The following is a 16,365-nucleotide window of genomic DNA, read 5'->3' on the forward strand; positions in this document are numbered from 1 at the left end:
CCTATCAAATTCCCTTGGCTTTAGGGCTCATTGGAAGCTCTCTGTTGATAATTCCTGAACCAACTTCTGCAACATTTCCATTCCCATCTCCAATTGTTCCTTTGCAATAAATTCGTTGGCCCTGTGCGCTTGTGCAATGGATCCCGGCCCACAGATTGCCGTGTGAAAACCTTCATTGGCAAATTGACCTGCCTCTGCGGCATAGGAAACGGTATTTAATTTCGAATTTCCTGCAATTCTTTTTATCAGTTGCACCACATCATCATTGGCATTGGTATCCAGATGTGGAACTGGAGGATGGTTTTCCATGGTTTTGATCCCAAAATCGGGAAAAACTTGTCGTAATTCCTCTTCCCTCTCCCTGCAATATGCTTCAAATTCATTTACGATTTCTTCAATGGAATCCATGGGTATGGTTCTTAAATCCCAGTAGAAATAAGCTTTGTCCGCAATAACATTTGGGGCAATTCCTCCGTTTACCAACCCTATATGTATGGTGGAATGCGGTGGGTTAAAACGTTCATCCAACCTTTCAGCTGCTATTAATTGATCCATCTTATTCTCTAACCAAAGTATTAGCCGCATGGCTTCATGAATAGCACTGACTTCTTGTTTGATACGACTGCTATGTCCCGCAGAACCTTCAACATAGGTTTCCAAAATGTAAATCCCCTTTTGACCCACTATGGGTTCCATCATGGATGGTTCTCCTATAATGGCATATTTGGGAGTCTCCTGATAATATGTATTCATTACTCGAGCCAGTTCAGGTCCAGCCAAACAGCCTACCTCCTCATCATAGGAAAAAGCAAAATAGATGGGTTTTTTCAGGTCTGCATTGACCATTTGGGGTAAAACGGCTAAACAACAGGCAAGGAAACCTTTCATATCACAAGAACCCCTTCCATATAATTTGCCATCCCCTTTATCCGTCAAAACAAACGGGTCCGTAGTCCATTCCTGGCCTTCAACAGGAACCACATCGGTGTGCCCAGAAAGAATGACACCTCCGTCAACAGCGGGGCCAATACGGCAATGGAGTGAAGCCTTGGTACCCTCAGCATTGGGCAGCAAGTTTGCCTCAACCCCATAGGATTCGATATACTCCTTTATCCAATGGATGATACTTAAATTGCTTTCGCCTCCCAGTACGGGAAAAGAAACAAGCTTGGTAAGGATGTTTTCTACGGTCATATTAGCTATAGTTAATTGCCACTGCCACTACCAACGCCAATACGGCAATGCACAGCAGGCTGATCAATACTGGAAATATAAAACGAATCCACCGATCTATGGGTACACGACACATGCTCAACATGGCAATCAGTCCGCCCAAGGTGGGGTTCACCAAATTAGAAATCCCATCGCCTATTTGGAAGGCCAAAATCGTAATTTGCCTGGTAAGTCCCAAAGATTCTCCCAACGGCAGCATCACGGGCAAGGTAGCCAATGCCTGTCCGCTTCCTGAGGGTATAAAAAAGTTAATAACGGTTTGGGAAATGGACATGCAAATAGCTGAGGCATACAATGGCAGACCTTGTAAAACAACGGAAAGTTGATGTGAGATCGTATCTCCAATATTTCCCATTTCCATGAGTACCTTGATAGATGTGGCAAACCCTACCATAAATGCCCCTGGTGCTGCCAACCCTACTGCTTTCAAAACCGTTTCGCTCATTGTGGTAGCGCTCATTCTTGATGCCAAGCCAGATAGCAAGGCCACCATCAAAAAAACAGCAGAAAGCTCATTGATATACCAGTTGAGATTGAAAACTCCATATAGTACCGCCAATAAGCCCATTATAAAAATGGAAATCACCATCCAATTTCCTTTGCTCAATCCGTATTCATTTAGCGGCTTTGACAATGTCAAATTACTTACATTCAGGCCTTTGCCAAGACTCCTGTTGGGGTTCAAAGTAATCTTTTTGAAGTATCTCACATTGTAATAAGCCATGATGGTCAAGGCTGTAAAACAAAGTACACTTCGAAGCAAAGCTCCTGAAAACATGGGCAGTTCTGCAATTTTATGTCCCGTTCCCACCGTGTATGGGTTTATGGGTGATAGACCAAAACCGATCGTCATGGCACCAACAGAAATACCCGCAGCAAGAATTAAATCTCCTCCTAACGCCAGACTTAACACCGCTGCTATTGGTACCATAGCTATATTGTTCTCATATCCTACAGCTACTCCCAACAAGCCATAAATAAAGGTCATGATCACAATGATCATATGCTTGTTTTTAAGACCCAATTTCCTTACCAGCGTACCGACTGCATTTTCAACAGCTTTCGATTTTTCCATGAAACCAAACATGATTCCCCCGGACAGTACGATAAAGATGATTTCCACCGCAGCCTTGAATCCCAATGGGATGGACTTAAACATCCCCAGGATTCCAACAGGAGTAGAAGAAATAGTACGATACGAATTGGGAACAACTGTACTCCTGCCATCCACCAAAATCCTTTCATACGAACCCGCCGGTAAAAGGTAAGTCAGCAGGGTTACCAACACAATAATGCCAAACAACATGGTAATGGCATGGGGTATACGCTGAAAAAAAGAGGGGGCTTCAGATTTTGATTTGCTCATTTATCTCAGGAGGACGGCTTCACTTTGTTCGGTTCAACAGTCAATTTTCTGAATTTGGTTTCATTCGGTCAATTTAAGCTAAAAAACTCAGTGCATACCAAATCGGAATATATTTTGTAAAATGTATGCTCCTCCTTACTGTAAATTTTGCCCCCTACCTTTATTTGATTCATACCTAAACTCTCCAATACAAATTGAAATTCCTTTATCTTCTTGTTGAGGTGATAAGAAAGAATAATGAACTGACGATTATGCCCGCCACATAAAACCTCGGAATGTCCCTTCTGCTTTACCAATTCCATATAGAGATCATTCAAACCCCTGATATCCGCAAAATTCTGATTTTCCAAGGCGTCAACTATTATTGGATTGTTGATGGACAAGACAAAGGAAATTTCCTGAATGCTGTGCTTTAAAATCAGTTGTCTGAGATGACCAATGGTATCCATATCAAACACCACGGAATTGCCAAGTGAGGTGTAATAGTGGTTTTTGTCTCCAAAATAACCGTTAATCACAGGCTCAAGACAATCTGTTGGACAAACGAAATATAAACTTCTTCGCATCAATTGGATTTCCAAATCTTAAAGCAAATCATGGCTCTGAAAGGCCTATAAGATTGACTTATAAGCTTTTAACATCAATCACCTCAAAGTTTTTGGCCACAAAGTAGTCATCCAAACCATAATCGGTATTGATAATAATCCCTCCCAGTAAGGTCACCTTGTCTACATGGAATTCATTTTTGCAAGATTTGATGTGCTCATGGATTTTTTTGTTAATTACCTCATAGGTTGCCTCAGTAATACTCTTTTCTTGATGATTACTATCCAGTATTTGTTCTCTGTAGGGCAGCAGGCTTTCCTCCAGTTTCATTTGCTGATAGTCATCATCGTTCAATACTGGTCTGTAGTCACTATCTTGGAATCTGTCCAGTGCCAACATTAACGCGCCGCATGAATTTCCGGTCTGCTCCTGTCGTGGTCGGAACATTTTCCCTAAATCGCCATCCAGGGTAATTCCAATATGCGGGCCGTAAAAGATGAAAGCGCTACCATCATCCGGAATATGGTGTGCAAAGGCTGTCATCCCTGTTTGTCCAGCGAAGGGCAGTCCTCCCAATCCCCCCATAATAAAGGGACCGAACAACACATTAAAAAAAGTTGTGGAAGGCACATTGATATCATCGGAACATACCGATGTGGCCATTAGTACTTTGGAAATATCCAGTTGATGCTCCAATTGCATTTTTCCCAGATAGTGAATCGAAGTGTCCTTGGCGTCCATGGCATCGGGAAAGTAGGTCTTCACTACTTCATCAAATTTTCTTTGTAGCATTGGTGAAATTTTTAAATGTTTATTTTCTGTTCAGTGTTTTTTCTCTAACTAGTTGAACCTTGGATGGTCCATGTCCTTACCATCCATAAAACCCTTTGGGAACGACACCATTGAGACGCAAGTAAACAACGCATTGTCCACGATGGTGAATGATATGGTTCTCCATGGCATAAAACAAACGCCAAACCGGAATGGTCTCCCCTGCAAAATCGCACTTGGCCGTAAGCTTGTCATCAGACATTTCGGCAATGGATTTTCGTACAAACGCATACATGTTCTTCAATTCATTGATAACATCATCCTTGGGCATTTGTACTGGTAATTTTATCCCCTCATAGGGATTTTTTAACCCCGCTCGGCCAGCCAACTGCCCACAGGTATAAATAACGCAGTGTCGCCATTGCTCAGCAAAAGTCATGGCCTCATCCGTATACTTAAAAGTAAAATACTCTGGAGGCATCTGTTTTACATTGGTCATTGTCATAGCTTCTGAACGATGCCAAGCCGCTACAAGTTCTTTACGCAAATCTTTTAAAGATTCGTGGGCGTAAGCGGCCATTAACTTACCCTCATCCAGTCCTGCCGCGGATTCTTTTTGGTCGTTATCAATTTTACAACCCAGGAGGGAGAGCAGACCAAAACCAAAAATATTTTTTAGAAAACCTGTTCGATTCATATTAGCGTCAATTCAATGCATAAGCTCGCTGCACAGGCCACTCATCCTGATATCCCTGAATCCACTTTTGGGACTCTAGCTCTTTGTCCGTAGCTAAACAAGCATCAAGCTCAGCCCTAATATGTGCTTCATCCATATCCTGACCTATAAATACAATTTCATTCTTTCGATCACCAAAGGTTTTGTCCCATCCAGACTCGATGTGCTCTTGATTTTCCAAAAACGCCATGTATTGGGACCTTTGTTGAAAAGACATGCTGCTCCACCAGACTCCTGCACTATCCGTTCTCAGAGATCCTCCTGCCTGACCCCAAATCAAGGCTTGGGAGGGTCTGGAAGCGAGCCAAAACAAACCTTTACTGCGGATAATGGTATTTGGGAATACATGTTGGGCAAAATGCCAGAAACGTTCCGGGTCAAATGGTCTTTTGCTTCGAAACACAAACGAACCTATACCGTACTCTTCGGTTTCAGGGGTATGTTCATCTTTGTTTAGTTCCTCAATCCAACCTGCGCTTTGTTCCGCTTCCTCAAAATTGAAAAGTCCAGTATGCAGTATCTCCCGTGGGCTGATCTTGCCAAACTGGGACTCGATAATCTGTGCAGAGGGATTTAGTTTGTGAATGGTAGCTGTTAAAAGACCCAACTGCGCTTCTGAAACCAAATCGGTTTTATTCAGTATGATCACGTTGGCAAATTCAATTTGGTCGGTCAACAAGTTGACAATGGTTCTATAATCCCCATCAATATCAGTAAGACTTCGGTCCATAAGGGTTTCGGGACTCCCAAAATCCTTGAAAAAATTGAAGGCGTCCACCACGGTTACCATGGTATCCACATAGCTAAATCGGGAAAGGTCAATGTTGTTCTCCTCATCAACAAAAGAAAAAGTCTGGGCTACGGGGATGGGCTCACTTATTCCAGTACTTTCAATAAGGAGGTAGTCAAATCGGTTTTCCTTGGCCAGACGCTCCACCTCTACCATCAAATCCTCCCTAAGGGTACAGCAAATGCAGCCGTTGCTCATTTCCACCAATTTCTCCTCCGTACGTGAAAGGGTGTTTTCACTCTTCACCAATTCCGCATCCACATTCACTTCACTCATGTCGTTAACAATGACAGCGACTTTCATCCCTTCTTTGTTATGTAAAACATGGTTTAGCAAGGTGGTCTTCCCTGCACCCAAAAAGCCACTAAGTACGGTTACAGGCAGTTTATTGTCCTTTTTCATTTTACGAAGTTTAAGCATTGCACAACACAAGTGTCAACAATCCATGTAAATGCAACTCAGTCGTAAAAATATATGAAAAAGAAAATAAATGCAACTCGGTTGCATTTATTTTATAAGCGGCAGAAATATCAACCGTAAGCTACGGTTCCTATATTCTGAAATAGGATACCTATTTGGGAGAATTAAACTCTAAAGTTTGCTTAATACCCAGCTGCCTGCCCGTCTTTACGGCTTTCGGAAGCTCCGTGATAGACTTTGTTTTCGTCATCCCAAAGAATGGCTTGGTAGCCCCCATAGATGCCTCGAGCGGTGCCCATTTTATGGCCTTTGTCCATTAAACCTCGAATGGTGGAATACGGTATCCCGGATTCTGTTCGTATCATCCCTGTATTCTTAGTGGTTGCTCCCATAGGGCTTGCTCCACCCGTGTGGTCCCATCTTGGGGCATCACCGGCCTCCTGGATGTTCATTCCAAAATCAATCAGGTTCATAACAATTTGTGTGTGGCCCATAGGCTGGAAATCTCCTCCCATTACACCAAAACTGAGGTAAGGTTTATCATCTTTAGTCACAAAGGCAGGGATTATGGTATGGAAGGGTCGTTTTCCCGATTCATAGGTATTTGCCTGACCCCGTTTAAGACTGAACAACTCACCCCGATCCTGGAGCATAAAACCCAATTTGGGCGGCGCCATTCCAGAACCCATCCCACGGTAATTACTTTGAATCAATGAAATCATGGTGCCTTCATCGTCCGCTACAGTCATATAAATGGTCTCACCTGCGGAGATTTCCCCAGCCGAATACGTGCTAGCGCGCTTACCTATTTGTTCCCTTCTTGACTTAGCATAATCTTCAGACAACAATTCTTCAACAGGGACATCAAAAAAATCCATATCTGCATAATATTTAGCTCGGTCCTCAAAGGCCAGTTTTTTGGCTTCCGTAAAGAGATGGAGGTGTTCCGTACTTCCAAATTTGATATTGGAAAAGTCATAACCCTTTAATATTTGTAGCATTTGAAGCGCAGCAATTCCCTGGCCATTCGGTGGAAGCTCCCAGACATCGTACCCCCTGTAATTAATGGATACCGGTTCTACCCATTCTGACTTGTGCGCCGCCAAATCTTTAGCTGACAGAAAACCTCCTTGGTCTTTTATGAACTTTCCGATAGTTTTGGCAATATCCCCTTTGTAATAGGCATCCCTTCCTCCCTCAGCAATTTTACGATAGGTATTGGCCAAGTAGGGGTTTTTATAGATTTCCCCTTCGTTGGGCAATTTTCCACCGTTTTGGGATTTGTATGTATCCTCTATATTCGGAAACCCCTTCGATTCAAAATAAGGAATGGTGCGTTGCATGTACCACGCGATAAGTTCAGTCAATGGAAAGCCTTTTTCTGCATAATCGATGGCTGGCGCAAGGATTTCGGTCATGGGTTTTGACCCAAACTTCCGGTGCAATTCAAACCAACCGTCCACTGCTCCAGGTACACTAACAGGAAGCGGTCCGTGTGATGGGATTTTCTTCATGCCCTTTTTTTCAAAATATTCCAGAGTGAGTTTTTGGGGTGAACGTCCGCTAGCGTTTAACCCGTAGAGCTTTTTTGTTTTCCCATCCCAAACAATTGCAAACAAATCTCCTCCTATCCCACATCCTGTAGGCTCCATCAGTCCTAGAGCGGCATTTGCAGCAATGGCTGCGTCTATGGCGTTACCGCCATCCTTGAGGATGTCTAGTCCAATCTGGGTGGCCAAAGGATGGCTAGTGGCCACCATGCCGTTCTGACCCAACACCACGGAACGGGTGGCAAAGGCCTCACCAGTGATTCGGTCTTGGGCTATTGAAGAGTGTAAGAAAAGTAAAAAGCAAATGAGGTAACAAAGTATTTTTTTCATAATCGTTTTTCTTCTTCTAAAGTACAAAATATGATGTCTATTTTTTTATGATGGGCCACAACAAAAGAAAAAAGGCCTCTCCCAGATTCTGGAAAAGACCTTTTGATAATTTACGTACTATCCAAGATATTTCTATTCCGCCAAGGTCACTGTTCGCGTCACAGTGTTGAACGGTCCAGGAATTAGATTCCCTTCACTATCCACCAACTCCAATTCAATGGTTACTTCGCCCATAGGTAGTCCTTTGACCACATGGGGAGCCCATTCCGTAATCATAAACTCTTCTCCGTTTACCGTAGCTTTTACTTTATTGCCGTCTTCTGAAAGCGTAGTGTTCAACACAAAAAAGTCCAGCAAAAGATTTTCCGTATCCTTTCCTTTGTAAGTTCCCTTGGGGCGACTATATATCAGTGTAGGAGCTTCCATATCCAAGCCAAGTGAATCCGTGGCATTTGGTCCTATCTCCAGTTTTTTAACCACTACGGAGTTTTCATTCTTTACCGACTCATGGTACGAACGGCTTAAAAATGCAACCAAATGGTGAACTCCGCTGGGAACCTCTTTGGCAAATGCAGGTTCATAATGTGCAGAATAGGGCTGGTTGTTCAAAATAAAGTGGATGTGCTGTCCCTTACCTGAATTTGCCAAGCGTTCCGCATTGGGACCTTCTGTCTGCGCTCCAAGCTCATAATTGTTCACTGTAAAGGAGAAATTCACCTCCCCACCTTCAGCTATGCTGGTATTACTGGGTTCATCCAACTGCAATACTGCATCGGCATATGCAGGGGACCCATCCAGTTTTTCAAGGGTAATCTTGGTCTGTTCAACCTCCACCGCTACTTCTTCTGCGGCTTCCGTGTTTTCCTTTTTTTGCTGCTTGCAAGATGTTACAACAATTGCCAAGAGTAGCATTGAAGCAAATAAATTTGGAGTTTTTAATTTCATTTGAATTGTTTTTATATAGTTGACTGTTGAATTCCGTAAATTCCAATCCGATTGATTTATTTCCGAATCCAAAAGATTGGTCTTAACCCAAGGGAATATATGCTCCTATACTCAGGAACAAAACAAACTTACTAAATTCCAATAGAGCCAGAAACTTAGTCAACCTAAAACTTGAAAATCCATTGAATCCAAATGGTCGAACCTACAATACAAAAAGTAAAGCTGTTTTTAGCGGTTGAGCAGCATGGCAGAGACACAAATTACGATTTAGATGTAATTAGGTTGGTTGGTCTATCCAATAACTAGCTCCCAATCCCCCAATAAAAATGCTACCTTTAAGGCAAGCCATTAAATACCAACAAAATGAAAAACAAAATTCTGCCTCTTATGCTCTGCATGGTTCTATTTTTTGCCAGTTGCCAAGGGACCCCGCCCGAGGAAACCTCCAAAATCAAGAAGGGCATGACCAAAGTAACCATCCTGTACCCCAATGGAGATGGCAAAACCTTTGACATGGATTATTATTCCAATAAACATATGCCCATGGTAGCGAACTTACTGGGAGATTCCCTAAAGTTGTTTACCATAGACAAGGGGATTAGCGGCAGGACCCCTGATGAGCCCATCCCATACTTGGCCATCGGATATTTGTATTTTGACCAACTGTCAGCCTATCAAAATTCGTTTGGCCCCAATGCCGATAAAATTGTTGGTGACATTCCAAACTATACGAACATACAGCCTGTAGTGCAGATTAGCGAAGTGTATGAATAAGCAAGGGTCATAACAACAAGAGAACGCTCCTTTCCTAAAATCAGTCATGGTTAAAACCAATCAATTCAACCTTCGCTTACGGCATCCGGATTATCAAAAATATTTGGATATCAACGAAAGGGAATCCTTAAGAGTCAAGAAATCCTATAGCTGTCATTTGGATCAAAAATATGGCTTGGATGTGTTGCAAGCCATGGATATCTTCCCATCCAATGTGGAAAATGCCCCTGTTTTGGTGTTCATACATGGAGGTTACTGGCGAGCGTTGGATAAAAGGAGTTATCAATTTGTAGCAGAGCCCTTTGTCAAAAATAATTTCACTGTCTGCGTAATCAATTATAGGCTCATTCCTTCAGTGAATATGGAAACCGTCTTACTGGATGTCAGCAATGCGTTAATCTGGATTAGGGAACAGATTGTTCGATATAATGGAAATCCCAATAAACTTGTTCTTTCAGGACATTCCGCTGGCGGGCATTTGGCGCTAATGACCTATTTAATGAATGAGACCTTAAGATCTAGCATCCGTGCCATATGTAGCCTCAGTGGTATCTTTGATTTAGACCCCATAAAAAACAGTTACCTCAATGAGGTGCTTCAACTGAATGATCATGATGTGGAGAATTATAGCATAATCAACAAGGATCTGTCCGTTGTAAAGTGCCCAGTTTCATTAAGTGTCGGTACTAATGAAACGGAATTTTTTATTGAGCAATCCAACAGCCTTTATGAAGAGAACAAGTCAGTAGCAGATATGGAATACAAAGCATACAAGCATCTTAACCACTACCAAATGGTACATGAATTGGGGCGGGAGGATAGTCCTTTGGTAGACTTTGTATTGGAACACACAAACTAAAACTAAGTAAAAACGCACTAATTACCTTTTGAAAAATGACCTCAAAAAACAAGGAAACCAAAATTTCAAGTCGGGGGCCGTTGGCACTTCTGCTCATTACGATACTATTTGGCCTAGGCCTCTCATGTAAGGAAAAACAAAAGAGGCTGGAAATAACAAACGATACCACTGTGCAGCGATGGACAGAAGAACGAATCAACGCTTGGTATGAGAATCAAACTTGGTTGGTCGGTGCTAATTTTGTCCCATCTTCGGCCATTAATCAATTGGAAATGTGGCAGGAAGATACTTTTGACACGTTGAAAATTGACAAAGAACTTTCCTGGGCCCATGATATGGGTTTCAATACCATGCGCGTGTTTTTGCACGACCTGTTATGGGAACAGGATTCCCTGGGCTTAATAAATCGTGCGGAAAAATATCTTGACATTGCGGACACCCATAAAATTAAAACCATGTTTGTTTTGCTGGACGATGTTTGGGACCCGAATCCAAAATTGGGCAAACAGCACGAACCCAATCCCCATGTGCATAACTCTGGATGGGTCCAAAGTCCTGGACATGAGGTTTTGGTAGATTCAACCCAGCATAAAAAATTGGAACATTATGTTAAGGGTGTGCTTAATCATTTTAATGATGACCAGCGCGTGCTTATCTGGGATTTATACAACGAACCAGGTAACCCCAATAGCAATAGCTATGGGGAATTGGAACCCGAAAACAAGGAGATACACTCATTAAGCCTTTTGAAAAAGGTATATAAATGGGCAAGGGAAGTAAATCCCTCCCAACCCCTTAGCATTGATGTTTGGACCTCGGTCAATAAAGAATTGGATGACATGAGTGATATTGACAAATTCGCCTTTGAAAACTCTGATGTCATCAATTTTCATTGCTATGCCAATGCCGAGGCCACGGCCCAAATGGTGGAACGCTTGTCCACTGCCAACCGGCCTCTATTCTGTACCGAATACATGGCCCGATCTGTAAATTCTACTTTTCAGGACATACTCCCTATATTCAAAAAGCATAAGGTAGCGTCCTACAGCTGGGGTTTTGTTTCTGGGAAATCCCAAACCATTTATCCTTGGGATTCATGGCAAAAGGAATACACTGCGGAACCGGAACTTTGGTTCCATGATGTTTTACGGGAAGATGGCTCGCCCTATAGGGAGGAAGAAGTGTCCTTTATTCAATCAATCACGGGTGATGCTGAGATTTTGGTGGATGCCCAACTGGAAGACTGGGATAAACACCATTACCTGTTTGGACTGTCGGATCCATGGAAGCTTAAAGGCAAAGACCAAACCCATTTTGATTATGTGGTCACTCCTGAGCACTTCTATTTTTACTTCAAGACCATGGATGCCACCCCTACCAAAATCACATATGTAAACGAACGTTCCTTGCTTCCTGCGGACAGGGTGGAATTGTTTTTCTCTTCGGATAAAGAGTTGACAGAATATTATGGAGCCGAAATGACCCCAAAGGGTGAAGTACTTGATTTTAAGGCAAGTTTTCCAAGGAATATTGATCATGGCTGGGACTTTAAAACCCTTACCCTGGCTACTAAAGATATTGAAGGGGGCTATATTGTGGAAGGCAGTATTTCAAGAAAAGAGCTCGAATCCTTTGGCATCCAAAATGAATGTTACATGGGTGTTTTCCGAGCGGATTTTCATGGAGGCAAAAAGGTGAATTGGTATACCAAAACCATCCCCGACTCCCCCAAAGCGGATTTTCATATACCTTCTGCCTTTAGTAAGGTTTCTTTTAACGAATAACACTCAATGAAGGTTTTAAAGTTTCTCTTTGCCCTGTTCGTCTGTCAATTTTCTTTTTCCCAAATAGACACGCAGACCTTAGAATTGGCCGATGCTGCTTTGGAACTCACCGAACAACAGGTTACCTATGACCCTGGTTATTTTTCCATAGCTTATCCCAATGGGGATGTGCCAAGTGATAAGGGGGTTTGCACGGATGTCATTATTAGGGCCTATCGCAAAATTGGCATCGACCTCCAAGAAAGGGTACATCAGGATATGAAAGCACATTTTCAGGAGTATCCCAAAATTTGGGGGTTGCAATCCACAGATACCAACATTGATCATCGGAGGGTTCCAAATCTGATGACCTATTTTAAACGTCAGGGAGCCTCCCTAACTATTTCCAATCAAGCTTCGGACTATTTGCCTGGGGATGTGGTATGTTGGAATCTGGGCGGGGGAACTACCCATATCGGAATTGTGTCCCATAAAAAATCCCGTGAAGGGCACCGATATCTTATCGTTCATAATATTGGGCGTGGGCAGGTTTTGGAAGATTGCCTGTTCGATTTCAAGATTATAGGACACTATCGCTACCCATAGATGCATTACTTTTCATTTTTGTAGCCTATTAAGAGATTCATTGTTCAGGCTATAGTACCTTTAGATGGATTATGAACAAAGTTTATACTTTAATAGTTACGGCATTTCTCTTCATCCTAGGATTAGGGTGCAATTCCAGCAACACATCCAAAAAACTGACCATCGCGGTTTCGTCCAACATGCAGTATTCCATTCAGGAAATCGCCGCAAGATATACGGAGCATACAGGAACAGCCTGTGATTTGGTGGTGGGTTCCTCAGGAAAACTCACCGCCCAAATCATGGAAGGAGCACCCTTTGATGTATTTCTATCCGCGGATTTGAAATATCCCCAAATGCTTCATCAAAAAGGACATACCAAAGCGGCACCAAAAATTTATGCACTCGGGAAGCTGGTTTTGTTTACAACCAACAAAGAACTTGTCCCTAAGTTGGAATTTCTCAAAAACGACAGTATTGCGCATATCGCTTTGGCAAATCCCAAAACGGCCCCTTATGGTAGGGCAGCCATGGAAGTATTGGAGCAACATGGGTTGATGGATTTGGTCAGGGACAAGCTCGTATATGGTGAGAACATTTCACAGACCAATCAGTTTATGACCACTGGGGCTGCCCAAATGGGATTTACGGCCAAATCTACTTTAATCGGTACACCTTTATCCCAGCAGGGTCATTGGATAGAATTGGACACGGATAGCTACGCACCTATTCAACAGGGCATTGTGATGCTGGGGAATCAAACAGGTCAAGACCAAGCTTCGCTCTCGTTTTTGGAATTTATTTTTACCGAAGAAGCCCAAGAAATTTTGAAGAAATACGGATATTCGATATATGAATAGTTTACCTGGGACCATTGTGGATATAGAGGTTAGTGGACATCTGTCTCTGGTAACTGTTGAAGTACATTCGAAGATCCGTATCAAAGCCATTGTGGTGGAAACACCGGAATCCGCAGATTATCTTAAAAAAGGCGAAGCAATCAATGTCTTGTTCAAGGAAACTGAGGTCGTCATTGGGGTGGGTGAATCATTTCATATCAGTTTGCAGAACCAAATACCTGGAACCATCAAAAACATAGATAAGGGAGCTTTGCTGGGAAAGGTGGTCTTGGAAAGCCCTATGGGTGAAATCACTTCCATTATCAGTTCCAAAGCAATAGACCAGCTGAAACTGAAGAACAGCGCTCCAGCCACCGCACTCATCAAACTGAACGAAATAATGTTGGCCAAACTATGAGTTGGGAACCACTGATATTGACTTTTAAATTGGCCCTGGTCACCACGGTGGTCTTGTTGTTGGTTTCCATACCCCTCTCCTATTGGCTGGCGTATTCCAAAGCCCGAATCAAGCCCATTGTTCAAACCTTGGTGAGCATGCCGTTGGTTCTTCCGCCTACAGTTTTGGGATTTTACTTCTTGATTGCTTTTAGCCCCAATACCATTTTTGGAGGCTGGCTCAATGAAGCCTTTGGAATTCAATTGGTATTTTCATTTCCTGGGCTTGTAGTGGCATCTTTACTGTATAGTTTACCTTTTATGGTGCATCCCATTCAATCCGGGTTTTCTGGAATTCCAGATTCCCTTCGGGAAGCGTCCTACCTCATGGGCAAATCCAAGTTTCGAACCTTGCTGAATGTTCTTTTGCCCAATATCAAACCTTCACTGCTAACGGGTATAGTGCTTTCCTTTGCACATACCGTTGGAGAATTTGGGGTGGTCTTGATGATTGGGGGCAACATTCCCGGAAAGACGAAGGTTTCTTCCATTGCCATTTACGATGAGGTTGAAGCTTTGAACTACGCCAATGCCAATTTTTATTCCTTGATCTTGTTTGCCATCACCTTTGGTATTCTGCTAACCGTGTATTTGATCAATGGGGGACATCTTAAAAAGTTTTGGAAATGATAAACATCCAAATACAAAAACCATTGGATGGCCCTGAAGGTCCTATGCTCCTAGACCTGGATTTACAGGTTCCGCGGGGTCAATTGATCACCCTTTATGGCCCTTCTGGAGCAGGCAAGACGACCACCTTGAAAATCCTTTCGGGTTTAATGCAGCCAGAAACTGGCAAAATTGAGGTGGACAACAGTGTTTGGTTGGATACATCAAAAAAAATCCGTCTAAAACCGCAAGATCGAGAGATTGGATACGTGTTTCAGGACTATGCCCTGTTTCCAAATATGAGCGTGCTGCAGAACTTGGAATTCGCCCAACCCAAGGACAAGGATTCTGGAATTGTCCAGGAACTGATCCAAATCATTGAACTTGGAAACATTAAAGACAGAAAGCCAAATACCTTATCAGGAGGGCAGCAACAGCGAGTGGCTTTGGCCAGAGCCCTGGTTCAGCAACCCAAAATTCTTTTGTTGGATGAACCACTTTCGGCCCTCGATCTAAAAATTCGGCTCAAATTGCAAGAGTATCTACTCCAAGTGCACCGTAAATACAAACTGACCACCTTGCTGATCAGTCATGACATTGGGGAAATCCATCGATTATCGGATTGGGTTGTGGTTTTGGAGGAAGGAAAGGTGATTCGCCAAGGGAGTCCATCCGAAATCTTTATAAACCAAAATCTAAGTGGCAAATTCAAATTTAAAGGTGAAGTACTCCGCATCGAGAAAAATGAAGTGGTTTATATTGTTACCGTTTTAATCCAGAATGAAGTGGTCAAAATCATAGCCCAGGAATCCGAAGTAAAAAATCTTGGCATTGGAGATGCCGTCATCGTGGCCTCCAAAGCATTTAATCCAATTATTTATAAAATTTCTTGAAGGGAAAAAGAAAATCTATGAAGGAGACAAGAATCAATAAGTACTTGAGTGAGGTTGGGTATTGTTCCAGGCGGGCAGCGGATAAGTTGATTGACCAAGGTAGGGTGACCATCAACGGAAAAGTACCGGAAATGGGCACAAAAATCAAACCTACAGATGAAGTACGAGTGGACGGGGAGTTGATTTCCGAGCCTAAGGATAAACCTGTGTACCTGGCCTTTCACAAACCCGTGGGCATTGTCTGCACTACGGATACAAGGGTTGAAAAAGACAACATCATCGACTTTATCAACTACCCCAAAAGGATTTTCCCTATCGGCCGTTTGGACAAACCTAGTGAAGGACTCATATTCATGACCAATGATGGAGACATCGTGAATAAAATTTTAAGGGCTAGAAACAACCATGAAAAAGAATATATCGTCACCGTCAACAAACCTATTACATCAGACTTTATTCGCCGCATGCGCAATGGTATCCCCATATTGGGCACCATGACCCGAAAATGTGAAGTGGAAAAATTGGGTTCACACCAGTTCAAAATAATTTTGACCCAAGGTCTTAACCGACAGATACGCAGAATGTGCGAGCATTTGGATTACAGGGTTAAAAAATTGAAACGGGTTAGAATCATGAATGTGAGCTTGGATGTTCCGGTGGGAAAATGGCGCCATCTAACAGAGCAAGAACTTCGCGAAATCAACAAACTGGTGTCAAGTTCCTCCAAGACACACGATTAGGTTTGTGCAATCAATCGGTTAAAATGCACAAAACATCGTCAACTGACCTTTTTGAGGATTTTATACTGTTAATGAATTAAAAAATATTCGATGAAATGCAGTTTTTAATCGACATAATTCAAAAACTATGAAAAATTAATAGGTAATTCTTAAAAATCTT

At 42.6% G+C, this 16,365-nt stretch carries 17 protein-coding genes; 9 read left to right on the plus strand and 8 right to left on the minus strand.

Annotated elements, in window-relative coordinates; all coding sequences use genetic code 11:
- Window positions 1-27: 27 nt before the first annotated feature.
- From argE to ACOOE0_RS15960, 8 genes are all read right to left on the minus strand, one after another.
- Window positions 28-1,194, minus strand: a complete 1,167-nt coding sequence (gene argE, locus ACOOE0_RS15925) for an acetylornithine deacetylase (RefSeq protein ID WP_420399900.1) — start codon at window positions 1,192-1,194, stop codon at window positions 28-30.
- Window position 1,195: 1 nt separating this feature from the next.
- Window positions 1,196-2,599 carry a YfcC family protein gene (locus tag ACOOE0_RS15930; protein WP_420399901.1) on the minus strand — a complete coding sequence of 468 codons (1,404 nt, stop codon included), beginning with the start codon at window positions 2,597-2,599 and terminating at the stop codon, window positions 1,196-1,198.
- A 68-nt stretch (window positions 2,600-2,667) separates the two neighbouring features.
- Window positions 2,668-3,165: a hypothetical protein gene (locus tag ACOOE0_RS15935; RefSeq protein ID WP_420399902.1), complete on the minus strand. Its 498-nt coding sequence runs from the start codon at window positions 3,163-3,165 to the stop codon at window positions 2,668-2,670.
- Window positions 3,166-3,223: 58 nt separating this feature from the next.
- Entirely contained in the window at window positions 3,224-3,937 is a 714-nt protein-coding gene (locus ACOOE0_RS15940; protein ID WP_420399903.1) for a hypothetical protein, read from the minus strand.
- Window positions 3,938-4,013: 76 nt separating this feature from the next.
- A complete protein-coding gene (locus ACOOE0_RS15945) occupies window positions 4,014-4,613 on the minus strand; it encodes a DinB family protein (protein WP_420399904.1) in 600 nt (199 codons plus the stop codon).
- Between the two features lie 7 nt (window positions 4,614-4,620).
- Window positions 4,621-5,844 carry a GTP-binding protein gene (locus ACOOE0_RS15950; RefSeq protein WP_420399905.1) on the minus strand — a complete coding sequence of 408 codons (1,224 nt, stop codon included), beginning with the start codon at window positions 5,842-5,844 and terminating at the stop codon, window positions 4,621-4,623.
- A gap of 200 nt (window positions 5,845-6,044) precedes the next feature.
- A complete protein-coding gene (gene ggt / locus ACOOE0_RS15955) occupies window positions 6,045-7,742 on the minus strand; it encodes a gamma-glutamyltransferase (RefSeq protein WP_420399906.1) in 1,698 nt (565 codons plus the stop codon).
- Between the two features lie 132 nt (window positions 7,743-7,874).
- Window positions 7,875-8,687: a hypothetical protein gene (locus ACOOE0_RS15960; protein ID WP_420399907.1), complete on the minus strand. Its 813-nt coding sequence runs from the start codon at window positions 8,685-8,687 to the stop codon at window positions 7,875-7,877.
- Between the two features lie 363 nt (window positions 8,688-9,050).
- Between ACOOE0_RS15960 and ACOOE0_RS15965 the strand changes: the two genes are divergently transcribed.
- From ACOOE0_RS15965 to rluF, 9 genes are all read left to right on the plus strand, one after another.
- Window positions 9,051-9,461 carry an EthD family reductase gene (locus ACOOE0_RS15965; RefSeq protein ID WP_420399908.1) on the plus strand — a complete coding sequence of 137 codons (411 nt, stop codon included), beginning with the start codon at window positions 9,051-9,053 and terminating at the stop codon, window positions 9,459-9,461.
- Window positions 9,462-9,507: 46 nt separating this feature from the next.
- Window positions 9,508-10,320: an alpha/beta hydrolase gene (locus ACOOE0_RS15970; protein WP_420399909.1), complete on the plus strand. Its 813-nt coding sequence runs from the start codon at window positions 9,508-9,510 to the stop codon at window positions 10,318-10,320.
- A gap of 35 nt (window positions 10,321-10,355) precedes the next feature.
- Window positions 10,356-12,104, plus strand: a complete 1,749-nt coding sequence (locus ACOOE0_RS15975; protein WP_420399910.1) for a sugar-binding protein — start codon at window positions 10,356-10,358, stop codon at window positions 12,102-12,104.
- Window positions 12,105-12,110: 6 nt separating this feature from the next.
- Window positions 12,111-12,689, plus strand: a complete 579-nt coding sequence (locus ACOOE0_RS15980) for a DUF1287 domain-containing protein (protein WP_420399911.1) — start codon at window positions 12,111-12,113, stop codon at window positions 12,687-12,689.
- 71 nt (window positions 12,690-12,760) lie between these two features.
- Window positions 12,761-13,528: a molybdate ABC transporter substrate-binding protein gene (modA, locus tag ACOOE0_RS15985; protein WP_420399912.1), complete on the plus strand. Its 768-nt coding sequence runs from the start codon at window positions 12,761-12,763 to the stop codon at window positions 13,526-13,528.
- Window positions 13,521-13,925 (plus strand): TOBE domain-containing protein, encoded by a 405-nt coding sequence (locus tag ACOOE0_RS15990; protein ID WP_420399913.1) that lies wholly within the window; start codon window positions 13,521-13,523, stop codon window positions 13,923-13,925. Before modA ends, ACOOE0_RS15990 begins: the two co-directional genes overlap by 8 nt.
- Complete coding sequence (modB, locus tag ACOOE0_RS15995) at window positions 13,922-14,593, plus strand: molybdate ABC transporter permease subunit (RefSeq protein WP_420399914.1); 672 nt, start codon at window positions 13,922-13,924, stop codon at window positions 14,591-14,593. Before ACOOE0_RS15990 ends, modB begins: the two co-directional genes overlap by 4 nt.
- Window positions 14,590-15,465 carry a sulfate/molybdate ABC transporter ATP-binding protein gene (locus ACOOE0_RS16000; protein WP_420399915.1) on the plus strand — a complete coding sequence of 292 codons (876 nt, stop codon included), beginning with the start codon at window positions 14,590-14,592 and terminating at the stop codon, window positions 15,463-15,465. The genes modB and ACOOE0_RS16000 overlap by 4 nt, the downstream gene beginning before the upstream one ends.
- A gap of 17 nt (window positions 15,466-15,482) precedes the next feature.
- The gene (rluF, locus tag ACOOE0_RS16005; RefSeq protein ID WP_420399916.1) at window positions 15,483-16,205 is read left to right on the plus strand and encodes a 23S rRNA pseudouridine(2604) synthase RluF; all 723 of its coding nucleotides are present in this window, start codon (window positions 15,483-15,485) and stop codon (window positions 16,203-16,205) included.
- Window positions 16,206-16,365 lie beyond the last annotated feature (160 nt).

Source organism: Flagellimonas sp. (assembly GCF_965215805.1).
In the GTDB taxonomy this organism is placed as follows: Bacteria; Bacteroidota; Bacteroidia; order Flavobacteriales; family Flavobacteriaceae; genus Flagellimonas.

What these genes read in the sequence shown, in the direction of transcription:
- argE (WP_420399900.1), bottom strand. Translation starts at nt 1,194, where the DNA reads ATGACCGTAGAAAACATCCTTACCAAGCTTGTTTCTTTTCCCGTACTG.
- ACOOE0_RS15930 (WP_420399901.1), bottom strand. Translation starts at nt 2,599, where the DNA reads ATGAGCAAATCAAAATCTGAAGCCCCCTCTTTTTTTCAGCGTATACCC.
- ACOOE0_RS15935 (WP_420399902.1), bottom strand. Translation starts at nt 3,165, where the DNA reads ATGCGAAGAAGTTTATATTTCGTTTGTCCAACAGATTGTCTTGAGCCT.
- ACOOE0_RS15940 (WP_420399903.1), bottom strand. Translation starts at nt 3,937, where the DNA reads ATGCTACAAAGAAAATTTGATGAAGTAGTGAAGACCTACTTTCCCGAT.
- ACOOE0_RS15945 (WP_420399904.1), bottom strand. Translation starts at nt 4,613, where the DNA reads ATGAATCGAACAGGTTTTCTAAAAAATATTTTTGGTTTTGGTCTGCTC.
- ACOOE0_RS15950 (WP_420399905.1), bottom strand. Translation starts at nt 5,844, where the DNA reads ATGAAAAAGGACAATAAACTGCCTGTAACCGTACTTAGTGGCTTTTTG.
- ggt (WP_420399906.1), bottom strand. Translation starts at nt 7,742, where the DNA reads ATGAAAAAAATACTTTGTTACCTCATTTGCTTTTTACTTTTCTTACAC.
- ACOOE0_RS15960 (WP_420399907.1), bottom strand. Translation starts at nt 8,687, where the DNA reads ATGAAATTAAAAACTCCAAATTTATTTGCTTCAATGCTACTCTTGGCA.
- ACOOE0_RS15965 (WP_420399908.1), top strand. Translation starts at nt 9,051, where the DNA reads ATGAAAAACAAAATTCTGCCTCTTATGCTCTGCATGGTTCTATTTTTT.
- ACOOE0_RS15970 (WP_420399909.1), top strand. Translation starts at nt 9,508, where the DNA reads ATGGTTAAAACCAATCAATTCAACCTTCGCTTACGGCATCCGGATTAT.
- ACOOE0_RS15975 (WP_420399910.1), top strand. Translation starts at nt 10,356, where the DNA reads ATGACCTCAAAAAACAAGGAAACCAAAATTTCAAGTCGGGGGCCGTTG.
- ACOOE0_RS15980 (WP_420399911.1), top strand. Translation starts at nt 12,111, where the DNA reads ATGAAGGTTTTAAAGTTTCTCTTTGCCCTGTTCGTCTGTCAATTTTCT.
- modA (WP_420399912.1), top strand. Translation starts at nt 12,761, where the DNA reads ATGAACAAAGTTTATACTTTAATAGTTACGGCATTTCTCTTCATCCTA.
- ACOOE0_RS15990 (WP_420399913.1), top strand. Translation starts at nt 13,521, where the DNA reads ATGAATAGTTTACCTGGGACCATTGTGGATATAGAGGTTAGTGGACAT.
- modB (WP_420399914.1), top strand. Translation starts at nt 13,922, where the DNA reads ATGAGTTGGGAACCACTGATATTGACTTTTAAATTGGCCCTGGTCACC.
- ACOOE0_RS16000 (WP_420399915.1), top strand. Translation starts at nt 14,590, where the DNA reads ATGATAAACATCCAAATACAAAAACCATTGGATGGCCCTGAAGGTCCT.
- rluF (WP_420399916.1), top strand. Translation starts at nt 15,483, where the DNA reads ATGAAGGAGACAAGAATCAATAAGTACTTGAGTGAGGTTGGGTATTGT.